The sequence below is a fragment of the Undibacterium sp. Ji50W genome (assembly GCF_049340445.1).
In the GTDB taxonomy this organism is placed as follows: domain Bacteria; phylum Pseudomonadota; class Gammaproteobacteria; order Burkholderiales; family Burkholderiaceae_D; genus Undibacterium.
This window is the reverse complement of record NZ_JBMPOX010000012.1, coordinates 140,268-156,798: the sequence shown is the minus strand read 5'-3', so window position 1 is coordinate 156,798 and position 16,531 is coordinate 140,268. Positions and strand designations below refer to the sequence as shown.

Annotated in this window: 15 protein-coding genes; 5 read left to right on the top strand and 10 right to left on the bottom strand. The window is 54.4% G+C overall.

What is annotated here, in order from left to right:
• Nucleotides 1–18: 18 nt before the first annotated feature.
• The 4 genes from ACO0K9_RS17525 to ACO0K9_RS17510 all read right to left on the bottom strand — a co-directional run bounded on the left by ACO0K9_RS17525 (nt 19) and on the right by ACO0K9_RS17510 (nt 4,409).
• On the bottom strand, nt 19–2,013 hold the full coding sequence (locus tag ACO0K9_RS17525; RefSeq protein WP_422987223.1) for an ATP-binding protein: 1,995 nt from the start codon (nt 2,011–2,013) through the stop codon (nt 19–21).
• Between the two features lie 24 nt (nt 2,014–2,037).
• The gene (locus tag ACO0K9_RS17520; RefSeq protein ID WP_422987221.1) at nt 2,038–2,874 is read right to left on the bottom strand and encodes a substrate-binding periplasmic protein; all 837 of its coding nucleotides are present in this window, start codon (nt 2,872–2,874) and stop codon (nt 2,038–2,040) included.
• A gap of 189 nt (nt 2,875–3,063) precedes the next feature.
• Nucleotides 3,064–3,672, bottom strand: a complete 609-nt coding sequence (locus ACO0K9_RS17515) for a glycine zipper 2TM domain-containing protein (protein WP_422987219.1) — start codon at nt 3,670–3,672, stop codon at nt 3,064–3,066.
• 125 nt (nt 3,673–3,797) lie between these two features.
• A complete protein-coding gene (locus tag ACO0K9_RS17510; RefSeq protein ID WP_422987217.1) occupies nt 3,798–4,409 on the bottom strand; it encodes a TetR/AcrR family transcriptional regulator in 612 nt (203 codons plus the stop codon).
• Nucleotides 4,410–4,726: 317 nt separating this feature from the next.
• Here ACO0K9_RS17510 and ACO0K9_RS17505 point away from each other — a divergent pair, with 317 nt between their 5' ends.
• The 3 genes from ACO0K9_RS17505 to ACO0K9_RS17495 all read left to right on the top strand — a co-directional run bounded on the left by ACO0K9_RS17505 (nt 4,727) and on the right by ACO0K9_RS17495 (nt 7,602).
• Complete coding sequence (locus tag ACO0K9_RS17505) at nt 4,727–5,509, top strand: SDR family NAD(P)-dependent oxidoreductase (RefSeq protein WP_422987215.1); 783 nt, start codon at nt 4,727–4,729, stop codon at nt 5,507–5,509.
• 198 nt (nt 5,510–5,707) lie between these two features.
• The gene (locus tag ACO0K9_RS17500; RefSeq protein ID WP_422987251.1) at nt 5,708–6,541 is read left to right on the top strand and encodes an alpha/beta fold hydrolase; all 834 of its coding nucleotides are present in this window, start codon (nt 5,708–5,710) and stop codon (nt 6,539–6,541) included.
• Nucleotides 6,542–6,615: 74 nt separating this feature from the next.
• Nucleotides 6,616–7,602, top strand: a complete 987-nt coding sequence (locus tag ACO0K9_RS17495) for an MDR family oxidoreductase (RefSeq protein WP_422987213.1) — start codon at nt 6,616–6,618, stop codon at nt 7,600–7,602.
• Between the two features lie 103 nt (nt 7,603–7,705).
• Here the strand turns inward: ACO0K9_RS17495 and ACO0K9_RS17490 are convergent, their stop codons facing one another.
• From ACO0K9_RS17490 to ACO0K9_RS17475, 4 genes are all read right to left on the bottom strand, one after another.
• Nucleotides 7,706–8,899, bottom strand: coding sequence for a PLP-dependent aminotransferase family protein (locus ACO0K9_RS17490; RefSeq protein ID WP_422987211.1), 1,194 nt, complete (start codon nt 8,897–8,899; stop codon nt 7,706–7,708).
• 55 nt (nt 8,900–8,954) lie between these two features.
• On the bottom strand, nt 8,955–9,413 hold the full coding sequence (locus ACO0K9_RS17485; RefSeq protein WP_422987209.1) for a RidA family protein: 459 nt from the start codon (nt 9,411–9,413) through the stop codon (nt 8,955–8,957).
• A 237-nt stretch (nt 9,414–9,650) separates the two neighbouring features.
• Nucleotides 9,651–10,523 (bottom strand): DMT family transporter, encoded by an 873-nt coding sequence (locus ACO0K9_RS17480; RefSeq protein WP_422987207.1) that lies wholly within the window; start codon nt 10,521–10,523, stop codon nt 9,651–9,653.
• A 52-nt stretch (nt 10,524–10,575) separates the two neighbouring features.
• A complete protein-coding gene (locus tag ACO0K9_RS17475; RefSeq protein ID WP_422987205.1) occupies nt 10,576–11,187 on the bottom strand; it encodes a LysE family translocator in 612 nt (203 codons plus the stop codon).
• Between the two features lie 193 nt (nt 11,188–11,380).
• Here ACO0K9_RS17475 and ACO0K9_RS17470 point away from each other — a divergent pair, with 193 nt between their 5' ends.
• Nucleotides 11,381–12,802 carry a PLP-dependent aminotransferase family protein gene (locus tag ACO0K9_RS17470; RefSeq protein WP_422987203.1) on the top strand — a complete coding sequence of 474 codons (1,422 nt, stop codon included), beginning with the start codon at nt 11,381–11,383 and terminating at the stop codon, nt 12,800–12,802.
• Between the two features lie 44 nt (nt 12,803–12,846).
• On the opposite strand, the gene leuE is transcribed toward ACO0K9_RS17470, so the two are convergent.
• Nucleotides 12,847–13,503 (bottom strand): leucine efflux protein LeuE, encoded by a 657-nt coding sequence (gene leuE / locus ACO0K9_RS17465; protein ID WP_422987201.1) that lies wholly within the window; start codon nt 13,501–13,503, stop codon nt 12,847–12,849.
• 50 nt (nt 13,504–13,553) lie between these two features.
• Nucleotides 13,554–14,639: a GGDEF domain-containing protein gene (locus ACO0K9_RS17460; protein ID WP_422987199.1), complete on the bottom strand. Its 1,086-nt coding sequence runs from the start codon at nt 14,637–14,639 to the stop codon at nt 13,554–13,556.
• Between the two features lie 391 nt (nt 14,640–15,030).
• On the opposite strand from ACO0K9_RS17460, the gene cysS reads away from it, so the two are divergent.
• Nucleotides 15,031–16,404 (top strand): cysteine--tRNA ligase, encoded by a 1,374-nt coding sequence (gene cysS / locus ACO0K9_RS17455; protein ID WP_422987197.1) that lies wholly within the window; start codon nt 15,031–15,033, stop codon nt 16,402–16,404.
• Nucleotides 16,405–16,531 lie beyond the last annotated feature (127 nt).

The following is a 16,531-nucleotide window of genomic DNA, read 5'->3' as shown; positions in this document are numbered from 1 at the left end:
GCTAGCCGGTCCCGGCTTTCATTCGGCGCTGTCTTGCTCATCGTCATTCAGTTTTGGCGACAGCGGCAGGGTGATTCTGAAACTGGTTCCCTTATTCAGCGCACTTTCCACCACGATATTGCCACACAGCACTTCGCTGACCAGGTTATAGGCAATATTCAAGCCCAGACCGCTACCACCTTGCCCCAGTCTGGTGGTAAAGAAGGGGTCAAAAATGCGGCCAAGATTTGCTTCCAGTATCCCCTTGCCATCATCGCTGACGACGATTTCTGCAAATTTCTCATCGACTACCCGTGCCGTGATAGATACAGTCCCACGATAATCCCCTTCAAACGCATGGATGAAGGCATTGTTGATCAAGTTAGTGAGCACCTGCCCCAGAGGTCCGGGGTAACTGTCCATCATCAGCTTGGGTGGCACCTTGAGGATGATATCGTGACGTGTCTTGCGTATTGTCGGCCCCAGCGTAACGATCAGTTCGGACAGCATTTCATCCAGGGCAAACAGGCGACGGTTGGCACTGGTGCGGTCTACCGCCACCTGTTTGAAGCTGATCACCAATTCCGATGCCTTGCTCAAGTTGCGTAACAGCAAGTCAGCCCCGGTCTTGGCATTCCTTAGATATTCTTCCAATACCGAGCGACGCATGCCTTTGTCAAATTCGAGCAAGACATCATCGGTATGCTGCGCCAGCGTACTGGCCACCGTGACACTGGTACCGATAGGGGTATTCAGTTCATGCGCAATACCTGCCACCAGCGAACCGAGTGCCGCCATTTTTTCGGTACGCAACAGCTCGCGCTGGGCGCGCTGCAGGTTTTCCAGCACCACTGTCAATTCGCTATTGGCTGCTTCCAGTGCCTGGGTTCTTTCTGATACCCGTCTTTCCAGCGTGGTATTCATATTCCGGATTTCTTGTTCGTTCTGGCGTTTTTCGGTAATGTCTTCCTGCACCAGGATGATCAGAGGCTCATTTCCCAGCCGTATCATGCGCCCCGATACCTGGCAGAGAATGATTTTTTCTTGCCGGCCACAAGTCAGCCAGGCTTCGTAATCGTGGATTTCACCATCGCGCTCAACAATACGCAGAATTTCAAAGAAATCATTTTCACTGCGCCATAAAGCTTGCTGGGTGTCGGCATCACCCAGGATTTCATCATGTGACCACAAAAACTGCCTGACCCAGGCATGATTGACGTCGATCATGCTGTAATGCTGTGCCTTGCGCAAGACTGTCATGGCGACCGGGGATGCCTGGAAGATGCCGATGAATTTTTCTTCGGTAATCTTCAGTGCCTGCTCAGCACGCAAGCGCTCATTCAATTCCTGTTGCAGAACAACGTTTTGAGCTTCGCGCTCTGTGATTAAACGCCCCAGGTTCAGGCGCATTTTATCCAGCCCCTGCGCCAGGTTACCGATTTCATCCTGCCGCAGCCATTCCAGCGGTTGATCCAGTTTGCCGCGTGCCAGCCGGCCCGTCGCCAGTTGCAATTCCTGTATCGGCCTGACGATACGCCGCTCGAACAGAAACCAGATCAGGATGAATGAAAACACCACCTGCACCACCAGGGCCAGCCCCAGTTTGAGAAAGTCGGCCCACAATTCTTTTTCTATGTGTTCTGTGGTCAGTTCCAGCATGACCGTGCCGATCACTTTGGTTTCCAGCAGGATGGGTCTTTCCTCGTGCAGGAATTTGGCATCCGCTTTCTTGAATTTGGCACTACGCGCAAAGATGGATTTGGACTCGTCAAATACTTCAACGCTGACCACTTCGGGATTGCGCATGACGGCCTGGATAAATTGATTCGCCACTGCCTTGTCCAGCGTCCAGACTGGTACTGCCATGGCCCTGGACAACATGTCGGCATATTGCGACATGGGATTACGTACACGTAATTGCAACTCGCGTTCATAGCGGTCTTGCACCAGAAAACGCCCCAGCACGGTCGCTGGCAACACTATCCCCACTACAACACCAAGAATAAGAATTTGTCTGAGAGAAAGCGTACGCAATGGATTACCTGTTGTCAGCGGCAGCTACTTCGATTGCTGCTTGCGCCATAACTGTATATTCGACACTATCAATTTATTCATCACGTTCTGTTTATCCAGTTTATATACGGCCTTGGCAATTCGCCCGCGCATTTCCGGTGTATTGCAGGGTGATTTATGCGACAGAGTCAGATACAGATTTTCATTCGTGATGGGCGGCGAGACCGTTTTCAGTCCCGTAATATTCAGCTTGGCTACATAGGCCAGGCCAGGGTCTTCTTCATAGATCAGATAATCGGCACGCGACAGGCTCAACATCTTCAAGGCCTGTTCCAGGCTGGGCACCATGGAAATTTTCAGTGATTCCTTGGCATAGCGGTCGAACTCTTCACCAAAACTATTATTGATCACCGTCACACCCTGTTTGCCAGCCAGATCTGCCCACTTCTTGTAAGGCAGATTGAAATTGCTGCGCGTCCAGATCACGGTGCGTGTTTCACGAAAAGCCGGATAGAAATAATCCATGTATTCCAGCCGTGGCTGGGTAAAGAATGCACCGGCCAACAAATCGACACGGCCCAATTTTGCTTCTTCCTGCACCCTGCCCCAGGGACCGACATATTTCACATCAATGGGCACACCGATTTCCTTGGACAGCAGTTGCATCCATTCGGCATTGGCACCTATCAGGCGATTTTCATCTTCAGGGTCACGCCACAGATAGGGAGGATATTCAGGATTGCCGGTTGCCAGCAAGCCCTTGCAGGATTCATTCGCGTGGGCAGCAAAACCTACTGTCATCAATGCTGCCAGTAGCATCCAGCGCACCAGTTGCCGTGCAGTACTATTAGAAGGAGTAGCGTTGCAAGAGTACCGCTTCATAGCACAACCTTCTCAGCAAGAATGGGGTGGACAGTCGCTTAAGTCTAACTGCTGGGATTAGGCTTGGCAAGAATGTAGTTGTGCTTAAGGAACGGTTTCCAAAAAGAAAATAATTGACCGGCTTTTACCGGTCAATTTGCCCGTCGTCACGCACCACAAGCATGCGTTTCCAGACAGGATATGTCCGGTTTAACGTCTGGCGATACTGTTGCCGTTAGTTCTCACCAGATCACCAGAAACCATGCCGGGATCATGCTCAAAACTATAGGTCAGTCTGTTACCGCCTTCAAACACGACCGTGACATTCCAGATCTTGGTCGTTTTTACTTTTTGCTCAATTTTGTGGCCAGCCAGGGCACCACCTGCAGCACCGGCAATAGTGGCCAGGTCACGTCCAGTACCACCACCTACCTGGTTACCCAGCAGGGCACCGGCGACACCACCGGCAATCACACCCAGTGCACCGCCCTCGCCTTCCTTCTCGGCCATCTCTACCGCCACCACTTTGCCACATTCAGGGCAGATCGGTTCTGCCTTGGCAGCCGGTACCGGCAGGGGCTTGCTCATGTTTTGCTTGGCCTGGGCCAGTGCGGCATTGTATTCAGCCCTGGCGTCACGCAGGCATTGCATTCTGGCAGATGAAGTGGAAGCGTCAGCACACAGTTTTTTATCATCGTTATAGCGTACAGAAGCGCGTTTGCTTTCTTCGGCATAACGCTGCTTGGGGGTAGGATTTTGCGCAAATGCGCCTGTCACTGCAGTCAACATCAGGCTGGCTATCAGCACTTTCTTGTTCATGTAAGCTCCTTAATTAATCAAAATTTGTGTCACGGGGTGAAACATATACCCATAACGTCGACAAAGGAAAATTGATGACCTAAATTACAATAATTGACAGTTCCCATCCTACATTAAACCAGAGCTTAACTGGTGGTGCATACGCCCACAGGCGTGCTCGTTGTCGCGGATGGGCTCAGTGACGCCAGGATCTTGTCGCGGCAGATGGACAGGATTTCGTCGGCCAAGGGCGAATCGTCCGGGCAGGCGCGCGACATGACAATGGCACCAACCGCGTGCGCCAGTATATCGAGGGACCTGGCTCGCGCCTGGCCTGCGTCTGCACCGGCCAACGAAGTGTCCGGCTGGCTCAGCGCAGCCAGCTGGATCTCGATGCCGTCCGCAAACGTGGTCCGGACCGCTTCCGGTTGACGCACGGCATCCCCGCACAACGCAGCCATCGTGCAGCCGGTCGCACGGGTGTCGCGGTGCGCGCGCGACAGATAAATCTGCACGAACTCCGACATATCCACACCAGCGGTCAGCGCTGCGGAATGTGCAATGCCGCAGGCTGCCGATTCCGCCATCAGGTCGGCCTTGGAGCCGAAGTGTTTGTAGAAGCCGCCGTGGGTGAAGCCAGCAGCAGCCATCAGATCAGCTACGCCAACCCCATCGTAGCCGCGCTCCCGGAACAGGGTGGATGCCGTCTCGACAACATGTGCCCGGTTGGCCTGCGCCTGGGCCTTGGTGATCTTCATTTCTCGTCCTCGGTGGGTTTATGCATGTATGAAGGCCTCATTATATATTGATGTCAATCGTAATCAAAGTCTTGACAAGATAGATTATGATCGTCATCATTACAGAAATTCCCAACACCTGCGACTGAAACGACATGACCAAGAACACACTTTTCGAAGCATACAAACTGGGCGGTGGCATCGAAGGCGATGTCGACTATCCACCCCTTGCAGACGCTAACGCCCAGTAAGGTCAGCGGGGCCGCGCGCAGGTGCAGCCTCAATTTAGATATCCCCCATAGGGAGCTATGCCCCTTCATCACCCAGAGAGAAAACACATGACTACATCTACTTCCGTTCTTATTACAGGCGCCTCCACCGGCATTGGTGCCACCTACGCCGAGCGTTTCGCCCGGCGCGGCCACGACCTCGTGCTGGTGGCACGCGACAAAGTGCGACTGGATGCCCTTGCAGCCCGCCTACACCAGGAACATGGCGTTGCCGTCGATGTCTTGCCGGCTGACCTTACCAAATCCAGTGACCTGCTACTCGTCGAAGCGCGTCTGCGTGACGACGAACGCATAGCAACGCTGATCAATAATGCGGGGATGGCACAGTCTGGTAGCTTCATCGAGCAAACCCCCGATCAGGTCGAGCGGGTCATTGCGCTCAACATCACGGCACTGGCGCGGCTCTCAAACGCAGTTGCTCCGCGCTTGGCAGGTGCTGGTAAAGGCGCAATCGTCAACATCAGCTCAGTCGTTGGCCTGGCACCTGAATTCAACATGCCGGTCTATGGCGCAACCAAGGCCTTCGTACTGTTTCTTTCGCAAGGCCTGCACTTGGAACTCTCACCCAAAGGCGTCTATGTCCAAGCCGTGCTTCCCGCTGGCACCTACACTGAGATTTGGGAGCGTGCGGGCATCGACATCAGTACCTACGCCGAAATGATGAAAGTAGATGACCTGGTTGATGCTGCACTGGTCGGCTTTGATCGTCGTGAACTCGTCACCATTCCGCCGCTGCAAACCGCTGCACGCTGGGACGCTCTCGATACCGCACGGCAAGCGCTACTTGCGGATCTTCAACAAGCGAAGGTGGCCGAGCGCTATCGACCATAAGCCTGACCTTTTCCGTTTTCACCCCAACCTTACCCAAAGAGCCACGCCATGCCGTCTCTACTAAAAACTACCCTTCGCCTGCTGGCGCTGTCCGTGGTGCTTGTTTCACCGCTTGTTTCACCGTTTGCCGTGGCCAGCGATGCGAATCCAGCGGTCGTCGATACAACCACGGCAACCACTACGGCCACGCCACAGGGGATGACGTGGAAGGATGTGCCTACGCAGAGCCTGTCCGCCGGCGGCGTGGACTTCGCGTATCGTGAACTCGGGCAACAAAACGGTGGCACTCCAGTGGTGTTTCTCGTCCACCTGGCCGCCGTCCTGGACAACTGGGATCCCCGAGTACTTGATGGGTTTTCCGCAAAGCATCACGTCGTGGCATTCGACAATCGTGGCGTCGGTGCATCCTCCGGCACGCCCGCCAACACGATTGAACAAATGGCGGACGACGCCATCACTTTCATCAAGGCCAAGGGGTTCAAACAGGTCGATCTGTTTGGCTTCTCGATGGGAGGCATGATCGCGCAAGAGATAGTACTGAAGGAGCCTGATCTGGTGCGCAAACTGATCCTGGCTGGCACCGGACCTGCGGGTGGCCCGGGTATCAGCGCCGTGGCAGGTGTGGCGAACTACGACTTGCTGCGTGCGACCTTCACCGGCCAGGATCCGAAGCAGTATCTTTTCTTCACGCGCACGCCGAACGGTATCGAGGCAGGGAAATTCTTCTTGAAGCGCTTGCAAGAACGCACAGAGAACCGCGACAAGGAAATCACAGTGCGGGCCTACGTGGCGCAGCTTCAGGCGCTCGGCGCGTGGGGGCAGAAGCAGCCGGCCGATCTCTCGGTGGTCAGGCAACCAGTTCTTGTGGTCAATGGCGATGATGATCGGATGGTTCCGACCAGCAATTCATATGACCTCGCCAAGCGACTGCCGCATAGCCAGTTGATCATCTACCCTGATGCTGGCCATGGCGGGGTGTTCCAGTACCACGAGAACTTCGTACCCAAAGCGCTGGCATTCCTGGCGAACTGAGCTTGCATCCTTTTTTTGCTATCCTGAATGATGCTTAACATACCAACCCTGTACCCCCCAAAGGAGAAATGATCATGACATTCAAGGCACTGCTTACCACCAAAACGGGCGATGTGATTTCCACCGCCCTGGTCGACTTCGATGAAGCTGACCTGATGCCGGGCGACGTCACTGTCGCGATCGACTATTCGACGGTGAACTACAAGGACGCGATGGCGATCAGTGGCCGCTCGCCGGTGATACGCCAGTTTCCGCTGATTCCGGGTATTGACTTCTCGGGCATCGTGGAAGCCTCGTCGCACCCAGGATTCGCGGTGGGTGACCGCGTTGTCGCCAACGGCTGGGGCCTGAGCCAAACCCACCATGGCGGTTTCGCGCAGAAGGCGCGTGTCAGCGGCGACTGGCTGGTCAAACTGCCTGAGGTGTTTTCAACCCGTGATGCCATGGCCGTCGGCACGGCAGGGTACACCGCGATGCTGTCGGTGCTCGCGCTGGAACATGCAGGAGTGACGCCGGACAAAGGCGATGTGCTGGTGACTGGGGCCGGTGGTGGATCCGGGTCAATCGCTATCGCTTTGCTGTCCAGGCTGGGTTATCGGGTGGTCGCCTCGACCGGGCGGCTGGAGGAGTCTGACTACCTGCGCGAGCTGGGTGCGGCTGAGATCATCGACCGCCACACGCTGTCCGAGCCGGGCACGCCGATCGCCAAGGAACGCTGGGCCGGCGCGATCGACTCGGTGGGCAGCCACACACTGGCCAACGTGTTGGCGCAAACCCGCTACCGCGGTGCGGTGGCGGCCTTCGGGCTGGCACAGGGTGCAGACCTGCCCGGCTCGGTGCTGCCCTTCATTTTGCGCAACGTGACCCTGGCCGGTATCGACTCGGTCAATGCGCCGCAGGACGTGCGGCTGCAGGCATGGGCACGTCTGGCCACCGATCTGGACTTGGGTAAGCTGGCACGCGCTACGCAAGTGGTCGGCCTGGCCGAAGTGCCTGGCCTTGCAGGCCCGGTGCTCCAAGGCCAGGTGCGTGGCCGCACGGTCGTGGACGTCAACGCGTGAAGGCCGGTAGCACTACACCCCCGATCAGCCGCATTCGGCGCGAACGTCACAGTTAAAAAAAACCCGCCATCTGGCGGGTCTGTACTGAGGACAACAGGGACGCTTACAGTTTTGCCTTGATCAGTTTGCCGAGTTTTTCCACGCCTTCATTGATGCGCTCTGGTGACACGGTCACGAACGACAGGCGGAAGGTATTCGGGGCCGGGTTATTGGCATAGAAAGGGCCACCTGGAACAAAGGCCACGTTTTGCAGAATCGCTTCATCCAGCAATTGCTTGCTGTCCATATGCGCAGGCAGGGTGACCCAGATGAACATACCGCCTTCTGGCCGGGTCCACTGCACGCTTTCAGGAAAATGTTTGCTCATGGCTTCCAGCATGGCATTGCATTGCTTGGCATACAAAGCACGGATGGTAGGAATATGCTCGGTCAGGAAACCATCCTTGATGACTTCATGCACCACCATCTGCGTCAATTGCGCTGTATGCAAATCTGCCGCCTGTTTGGCTTGTTCCAGCTTGCGTATCAGGGGTGTAGGGCCAACCACATAACCAAGCCGTATGCCGGGTGTCAGCACCTTAGAGAAGGACCCCATATAAATCACACCACCCGGATTCATGTTCAGCATTTTGGGCAAGGGTTCGCCGCTATAACAGAGGTCACCGTAAGGATTGTCTTCGATCAGCGGTATGCCCATGCGTGCGCAGGTTTCCACCAGTTCAAAGCGACGTTCCACGGACAGGGTGCGGCCAGTCGGGTTCTGGAAATTCGGCAAGGCATACATCAGGCGCGCGCCGGCACCCTTGGCGGCAACAGATGCCGGTACAACGCCATGCTCGTCGGTATCCACCGATTCAAATTCAGGACGATACACAGAAAATGCCTGCAAGGCACCCAGGTAGCTGGGCGTTTCCACCAATACTTTACTGCCTTCATCGACCAGTACTTTGCCGATCAGGTCCAGGCCCTGTTGCGAGCCGGATACCATCAGCAATTGATCGGGCAGGATTTTGGAATCACTGGTGGACAAAGAATCAGCCAGAAATTCGCGCAGCGGTGCATAGCCATCGGTAGGTCCGTATTGCAGGGCCGACTTACCCTGTTGTGACAATACTTTGTCAAAGGCAGCGCGCATGCGCTCCACCGGGAAAGTTTCAGGGGATGGCAATCCACCAGCGAAAGAAATGACTTCAGGACGCATGGTCACTTTCAGAATTTCGCGGATGGCCGAGCTTTGCAACTGCTCTGCACGTTGGGAAAATTTCCAATCTATCGGGCTGGGATTCTCAAGTTTCATGCTGGTCTCACTGTATAAGGATTGCCATCACAGGCAGGTTATCGTTTTATTAAATTCAGGCGATTTCGGCGATCAATTCGATTTCCACGCACGCACCCAGAGGGATTTGCGCCACACCGAATGCTGAACGGGCATGCTTGCCCTGCTCACCAAAAATTTCGCCTATCAATTCGGATGCCCCGTTGGTCACCAGATGTTGCTCGATATAGTCAGGCGTGGAATTCACCAGGCTCATGACTTTGACGATGCGTTTGACGCGGTTCAGGTCGCCGCCACAAGCAGCCTGCAAGGTGGCGATCAGGTCAATCGCTACCGCACGTGCCGCCAGTTTGCCTTCTTCGGTGGAAATATTTTTACCTAGTTGACCTACCCATGGCTTGCCCTCTTTTTTGGCAATATGACCAGAGAGGAAAACCGTATTTCCGGTTTGTGCATACATCACATAAGCGGCAGCCGGTGCGGCTACTGCTGGCAGTTCAATGTTCAGTGCTTGAAGCTTTGCATAAAATGACATGTGTTTTTCCAGGAAAAGTTGGACAGCCCGCACTGGCCTACTTGATTAAATTAAATTATTGTTTTTTGCAAAAAAATCTACTTTTGCAAAATGAAGAATCTCGCTCACCAGTCCGGGGAAATGATGGAAGTCTTCTTTATCAGACCTCTATTGTAAGCCCCTGCCACCCCGATTGACACCCCCAAAGCTGGCACTGGAGGCAGATTAAATTTGGTCATGGCATTTTTTCAAGTCGTTTCAGCGCTGAATATTCATGCGCCTGCCAAAGCCCACCACCACGATCACCGCCAGGGCGAACAGGATTTCCCTGCCACTCAGGGTCTCGCCCAGTATCAGGGCGGCCCCCAGCAGACTCAAAAAAGGTTGCAGTAATTGCACTTGCCCGACCCGGGCAATCCCCCCCAGCGCCAGCGCCTTGTACCAAAAGAAAAAACCGATAAACATGGAAAATACAGATACGTAGGCAAACCCGGCCCAGGCCCGGCCCGACGCCTGTACCCCATAGTGCCAGCCCAGCCACAGTGTTAACGGCAACAATACCGGCATCGCCAGCAGCAGGGCCCAGGAAATCACCTGTTGTCCGCCCATACTTTGCGACAGACGCCCGCCTTCGGCATAACCCATGGCAGCGGCGATCACGGCCACGAACAAGGCCAGGTCAGCCATCTGGAAAGAGCCGCCACCCTGCATCAGGACAAACACAATCACCAGGCCACTACCCAGCAAGGCCATCAACCAAAAGCCAGTAGATGGTTTTTCATTAAAGCGCAGTGCCGCAAACAAGGCCGTTGCCAGTGGCAGGATGCCCAGCACGATAGCCCCGTGTGAAGCGGGCACATGGGCCATCGCGATAGAACTGAACAAGGGGAAACCCACCACCACACCCAGTGCCGTAATCAGCAGTGGTTTCATTTGCGCACGTTGCGGCCACTTGCCGCCCTGCATCCATAACAATATGCCGGAACAACAGGCGGCCACCACGGCCCGCCCCAGCGCCACAAACACCGGGTTCAGCTCTGCCACTGCCATGCGGGTAAACGGCAGGGTCAGGCTGAAGATGACGACCCCGACCAGGCCCAATACCATGCCCTTGTTTTCCTGTATCACCATAGCGCGCCTGCTTGTTTAGTAAATAAGTTGTCGTACGCCGGGTTATCCATAATTATGCAGTCACCAGCATGGGGTACAGCGACAACACCAGCAGCAAGGCCATGCCATAGTTGAAGATACGCAGATTGCGTTCCACCTTCAGCAAATGCCTGACTTTGGCACCAAACAACACCCACAAGCTAATACTCGGTAAATTGATCAGGGCAAACAGGCCTGCTGCCAAAGCGACTATCCAAAAACCGCTGGCGGCAGGGACATACGTACTGAAAGCACCCAGTGCCATGATCCAGGCTTTGGGATTGATCCATTGAAACGCAGCCGCACCCATGAAACTCATGGGACTCGCTGTATATTTATCTTCCTGCGCCTTGTTTTCCAGCGGCCCGGCATTGGCGATATTCCAGGCCAAATACAGCAGGTAAGCTGCGCCAACCCATTTCAAAACGACATACAGCCAGGGGAAAACCGCAAACAGGCCGGCCAGGCCCACGCCAACGGCCAGCACCAAGATCATGAAACCCATGTTGATGCCCATCATATGTGGCAAAGTGGCACGAAAACCAAAATTCACGCCTGAAGCCAGCAACATCAGGTTATTCGGGCCAGGGGTGATGGAAGAAACCAGGGCAAACAGGGCAAATGCCATCAGGGTATCAAGTGCCATATCATGCTCTCCCTGTCGTACGGGGCAGCATCGTGTACTCGCTGCATGTCAGTGTCTCGCCCATCATGATTCTCCGTTTTTGTTTTGGTGTTGTGCTATCCTAAACGCAAAAACCAATACAGTACCAATACACTACAACCAATAATATTCATACTGTAATGGCCCTTCATCCATTACAGCACGGAGACATGGCATGCTGACACCGACCTTTTATATCTCGCGCGACTCTGGTGGCTCACTGGTAGAGCAAATCGTCAATGCGGTGGCGAATCGCATCGACGACAAATTGTTGCGCACAGGGGCACGCATGCCGTCGATACGCCAGTTTGCCGATGAGCAGGTGGTGTCGCGTTTTACCGTGGTGGAAGCCTATGACAGGCTGGTCGCCAAGGGTTACCTGGAATCGCGTCGCGGGGCAGGTTTTTTTGTGCGCGAACGTGCTTCCATGCTCAACAATGTGCCAAGCACAACGCAGACGATCATACCCACCCAGCAACTTGATGTGGTGTGGCTGGTACGCAATATGTTTCGCCAGTTACCACCGCAAAAAATGCCGGGATCAGGCGTCTTGCCGCATGACTGGCTGGATGGTGAACTGGTGGCCAATGGCCTGCGGGCTATCAGCCGCCTGAACCAGAATCTGTTACTGCATTACGGCACGCCACAAGGCTTCTTGCCGCTGCGTCAGCAATTGCAACTGAAACTGGCCGAACTGGAAATTGCCGCTTCGCCTGAACAGATCGTCATGACCAGTGGCGTCACCCAGGCGCTGGACCTGGTAGCGCGCGAATTCACCCAGCCCGGTGACACCATCTTTGTCGATGATCCTGCCTGGTTTCTGATGTTTGGTTCTTTCGCCATCCTTGGCACCAAGGTGATCGGCATACCGCGCCTGCATGATGGTCCGGATGTGGCCAAACTGGCAGAACTGGCCGCCTTGCACAAGCCCAAGCTGTATATCATCAACTCGGTTTTGCACAATCCGACCTCGACTTCCCTGTCCGCCGCCAAGGCTTTCCAGGTCTTGAAAACCGCAGAAGAGCATGATTTCATCGTGGTTGAAGATGATGTGTACTGCGACATGCATCCCGGTGCGGCGGTACAGGCGGCGACGCGTATCGCCGCACTGGACCAGTTGCACAGGGTGATCTATCTGGGTGGTTTTTCCAAGACACTGGCGGCAAATCTGCGGGTCGGCTTCATCGCCACCTCGCCTGAACTGGCGATCCGTCTGGCTGACCGCAAAATGCTGTCAACCCTGACCACGACCGAAATTGGTGAACGGGTCGTCTACAAAATCCTGTCGGAAGGACATTACCGCAAGCATGTCGACCGCATACGCGTCAAACTCGATAGCGTGCGTGACGACATCACCAAACGCATTGAACAACTGGGAATGAAGGTGGACTACCGCACGCCGGCAGGCATGTTCTTGTGGACAGAAACTGGCTGCGACACCAACAAACTGACAGAGAAAGCCATGGAGCAAGGTTACTTGCTGGCACCTGGCAGCCTGTTTTCACCTAACCAGTTACCGTCCACCAGGATGCGCATCAATATCGCCGCAATGTCCGACCCTGGTGTGTGGGAATTTTTGAAACGCGAAGTGGCTTGATCGCTGTGTATTCGCGCTTTTGTGAGGCAAATTTCAAGCAAATTTCAATGCAGGCTGGCATTCGCCAGCTTGACGCCAAACCAGACAAACAAGCTACCAACACCACTGGACAGGCTGGCCGACAAACGACGACGCTGGCTAAAGCCGCGTGCCAGGCGTGCGCCCAGAAAAATCAATACCGACAAATACAATGAACTGAACACCATCACCACCGCGCTGAGGATAAGAAAGGGAATCGCCGGTGTCGGGTAGTTCGGATCAATGAATTGCACAAAGAAGGACAGCAGGAACAAAATCGCTTTGGGGTTAAGCAAACTGATGACCAGTGCGCGTTTGAACGGGTTTTGCATATTCAGCGCAACCGCCTGGCTTTCAGTCACCGTCGCCACCTTGTTGCGCCACTTTTGTATCGCAGCCCAGATCAAGTTGATACCCACCCAGGCCAGGTAAGCCGCACCTGCATACTTCACCACCAGGAACAAGGCCGGGTAAGTACGCAAGATACCTGCGGCCCCCAGCGCAGTCAGCATCAGCAAGACGCTGTCACCGACAAAAATACCCATAGCCCCTTTGTAACCCTCACGCACACCACGTGCGGTAGCAACTGCCAGTACATAGATGGAATTCGGTCCTGGTAACAAGACGATACCCAATGCCCCCAGCACATAGGTCAACAAATCGGTTACGCCATAGAAACTCATTTTTTCCTGCCCTCACAGATAGCTGAACGATGCCGTATGTTTGCTACCACTTATACGGATACAGCCTCAAGATTAACAGTTTGTCTTGCTTCCTGCTCGTGCCGGACCAAAGCCTCACCGGCCCTGCGCATCAGGCTAAGGGCGGTATCCCCTTCACGCAGGGTTGCCGTGCGCACTGTAGCGCTGATCTTCATTTCCCTGCCGGATACAGAAATAGGCATGGCCACCACGGTGGCGTGTGCGCGGTCAGCAATTCTATCGGCATCTTCTGCTGACGCTTCCGGCAACAGGACGCAGAATTCTTCACCACTATAACGGGCAATGCAGTCATAGGAACGCATGGCACGTTTGACACGCCGGCTGACCTCGACCAGGATGACATCGCCGACCTGTGGTCCATGGATGTCATTGATATGTTTGAAATCACTCAGATCCAGCACCAGCACCGATAACTGCTTGCCAAGACGCGTATGGCGCTGCAGTTCAACATCGGAAACACGCATGAACTCACGCCAGTTGGCTACCCCAGTGACCGGGTCGGTGCTGGCCTGTCTTTCCAGTTCCTCTTCGGCACTCAGCAATTTTCTTCTATATCTATGCACATAGGCCGCAACCGCATGGCCGGTAATGGCAACGGCGGGCAAGATCAGCACCACGCTGGCCGCCAGGGAAAACGTGCTGGCTTGCTTATACAGCAGCAAGAAACAGGATGCTGCTGCAAATGCAAACAAGGGAACACGCAACTGGTTCAAGGCCAGCGGCAAGGAAATAAAGGCCATCAGCAGCAACCAGGCATCCACCATGTAATGCCCGAAATAATCACGCGGCAAACAGGCATTGCTAATGAATTGTGTCAGCAATACCATCACAATCCAGTGCAGGGCGTAGCGATCCAGCACAGGTACATTTTCCACCCGCGCATATTGCCTGATCAGCCACAGCGAATACGCCAGCACCGACAAGCGCAGCAACAACAGAGCAGCCAGCGGCCAGCCTGTGTCATGAAACAATATATCCACCAGTGCCAGCGGCAAGAATGCCCACAACATGATGCGTACCACCCGGCGTACCTGCGCCCGGTCTTGCTTCGTATATTGAGAACGATAATTCTCTTCGCTGACATCTTTGTAGTTCATTTGGATTCCACAAACTGAATTTTAATGATGTTAATTTCCCGACCAAAAAATTATCCATTTGATACTGCATTTGGCCATCTGCGCATATCTATGCTACATTCTCATTCTGAATTTCCATCGCTTCAGATCAGCCAGATAAAGTCTTACTTAATTATATGCCCCACTTGCCGCAGCAACATGTTAAACATTGCATAGGCGACGCGCCTGTGTCAGGCATGTGCGTGCGCGCAAACATCGTCACGCCGACCGCCGCAGCAATCAGCGCGCCAGTCTTCCACGCTAGCTGTCCTTGTTGTTGAGTCTGCACAATTAACGCAGACAGGCCTGGCCCGGCTCTGCGAAGCTCCAGGCCTCACCCACCACATTTTCAATTTCATATTTTTATAACAAGATGGACATACTTCTCTACGACAATTGGGAACGCCGCCTGCGCCCCTTCAGCCCATTGAACAAAGACTGGGTGGGCCTGTATTGCTGCGGTCCTACCGTGTATGACTATGCCCACATCGGCAACCTGCGCACCTATCTGTTTGAAGACTTGCTGCGTAGGGTCCTGGAATGGAATAACTACACCGTGCGTCATGTCATCAACATCACCGATGTGGGTCATCTGGTGTCCGATGGTGATGACGGTGAAGACAAGATGGAAAAAGGCAGCCGCAAAGCCGGTGAATCTGCCTGGCAGATTGCCGACCGCTTCACAGCTGCCTTCAAGGATGACTTGCAGCGCCTGCACATCCTGGAACCAGCCATCTGGTGCAAGGCCACCGACCATATCGCTGAACAAATCGATTTCATCGCTGCCATAGAAAAAAATGGCTATACCTATCGCACCAGCGATGGCATTTATTTTGACACCAGCAAGCAGGATGACTATGGCTTCCTGGCGCGCATCAAGCGCGACGCCATCAAGGCTGGCAGCCGGGTGGACCTGGGTGAAAAACTGCATGCAACCGACTTCGCCCTGTGGAAATTCAGCCCACCGGATGAACACCGTCAAATGGAATGGGATAGCCCCTGGGGCCGTGGTTTCCCTGGCTGGCATATAGAATGCTCGGCCATGTCGGCCAAATACCTGACGCCCTGGTTTGACATCCATTGCGGTGGTGAAGACCATATCGCCATCCATCACAGCAATGAGATAGCGCAAAACCAGGCTTGCCATGGCACCCGTCTGGCCAACTTCTGGATGCATGGTTATTTCCTGCAAATTGATTCTGGCAAGATGTCCAAATCCAGCGGTGAATTCTTGCGCCTGCAAACCCTGCTGGACCAGAACATCGATCCGCTGGCATATCGCTACCTGTGTCTGACTGCACATTACCGCAGCCAGATGCAGTTCAGCTTTGAAGCCCTGTTGTCGGCACAAACCGCCTTGCAACGCCTGCGTGAAACTTACCATGGCTGGCCAGAAGGCGGCAACGTCAGTGCAGAATACCGCGAGAAATTCACAGCCTTCATCAATGAAGACCTGAACGTCCCGCGCGCTTTGGCGCTGGTCTGGGAAATGCTGAAAGCTGATTTATCCGACGCCGACAAAAAAGCTACATTGACAGAATTCGACAACGTGTTTGGCCTGGGTCTGGCGCAATGGCAACCCACCGTGCTGACAATTCCGGCGGAAGTGCAAAGTCTGGCTGAACAACGTCAGGCTGCGCGCAAGGCCAAGAACTGGGCAGAGGCAGATCGCCTGCGTGGCGAGCTGCATGCACTGGGTTATGAAGTCGAGGATAAAGCCGAAGGCATGCAGATCAAGGCACTATAAAGCTTAACAGTCATACACCACCTGGGGAAACCATCGTTTCCCCATTTTTTTACAAGCCCTTTTTAAACTGCAGGCGTACCGTTGTACTTCCGGTCGTCACCGTGCGGCGCAGCCTGCACCCATCCTG

Coding starts and splice junctions, on each gene's coding strand:
- leuE (WP_422987201.1), bottom strand. CDS start 13,503: ATGAGTTTCTATGGCGTAACCGATTTGTTGACCTATGTGCTGGGGGCA.
- ACO0K9_RS17490 (WP_422987211.1), bottom strand. CDS start 8,899: ATGAAACTTGAGAATCCCAGCCCGATAGATTGGAAATTTTCCCAACGT.
- ACO0K9_RS17500 (WP_422987251.1), top strand. CDS start 5,708: ATGACGTGGAAGGATGTGCCTACGCAGAGCCTGTCCGCCGGCGGCGTG.
- ACO0K9_RS17520 (WP_422987221.1), bottom strand. CDS start 2,874: ATGAAGCGGTACTCTTGCAACGCTACTCCTTCTAATAGTACTGCACGG.
- ACO0K9_RS17485 (WP_422987209.1), bottom strand. CDS start 9,413: ATGTCATTTTATGCAAAGCTTCAAGCACTGAACATTGAACTGCCAGCA.
- ACO0K9_RS17495 (WP_422987213.1), top strand. CDS start 6,616: ATGACATTCAAGGCACTGCTTACCACCAAAACGGGCGATGTGATTTCC.
- ACO0K9_RS17505 (WP_422987215.1), top strand. CDS start 4,727: ATGACTACATCTACTTCCGTTCTTATTACAGGCGCCTCCACCGGCATT.
- ACO0K9_RS17460 (WP_422987199.1), bottom strand. CDS start 14,639: ATGAACTACAAAGATGTCAGCGAAGAGAATTATCGTTCTCAATATACG.
- ACO0K9_RS17515 (WP_422987219.1), bottom strand. CDS start 3,672: ATGAACAAGAAAGTGCTGATAGCCAGCCTGATGTTGACTGCAGTGACA.
- ACO0K9_RS17510 (WP_422987217.1), bottom strand. CDS start 4,409: ATGAAGATCACCAAGGCCCAGGCGCAGGCCAACCGGGCACATGTTGTC.
- ACO0K9_RS17480 (WP_422987207.1), bottom strand. CDS start 10,523: ATGGTGATACAGGAAAACAAGGGCATGGTATTGGGCCTGGTCGGGGTC.
- ACO0K9_RS17475 (WP_422987205.1), bottom strand. CDS start 11,187: ATGGCACTTGATACCCTGATGGCATTTGCCCTGTTTGCCCTGGTTTCT.
- cysS (WP_422987197.1), top strand. CDS start 15,031: ATGGACATACTTCTCTACGACAATTGGGAACGCCGCCTGCGCCCCTTC.
- ACO0K9_RS17470 (WP_422987203.1), top strand. CDS start 11,381: ATGCTGACACCGACCTTTTATATCTCGCGCGACTCTGGTGGCTCACTG.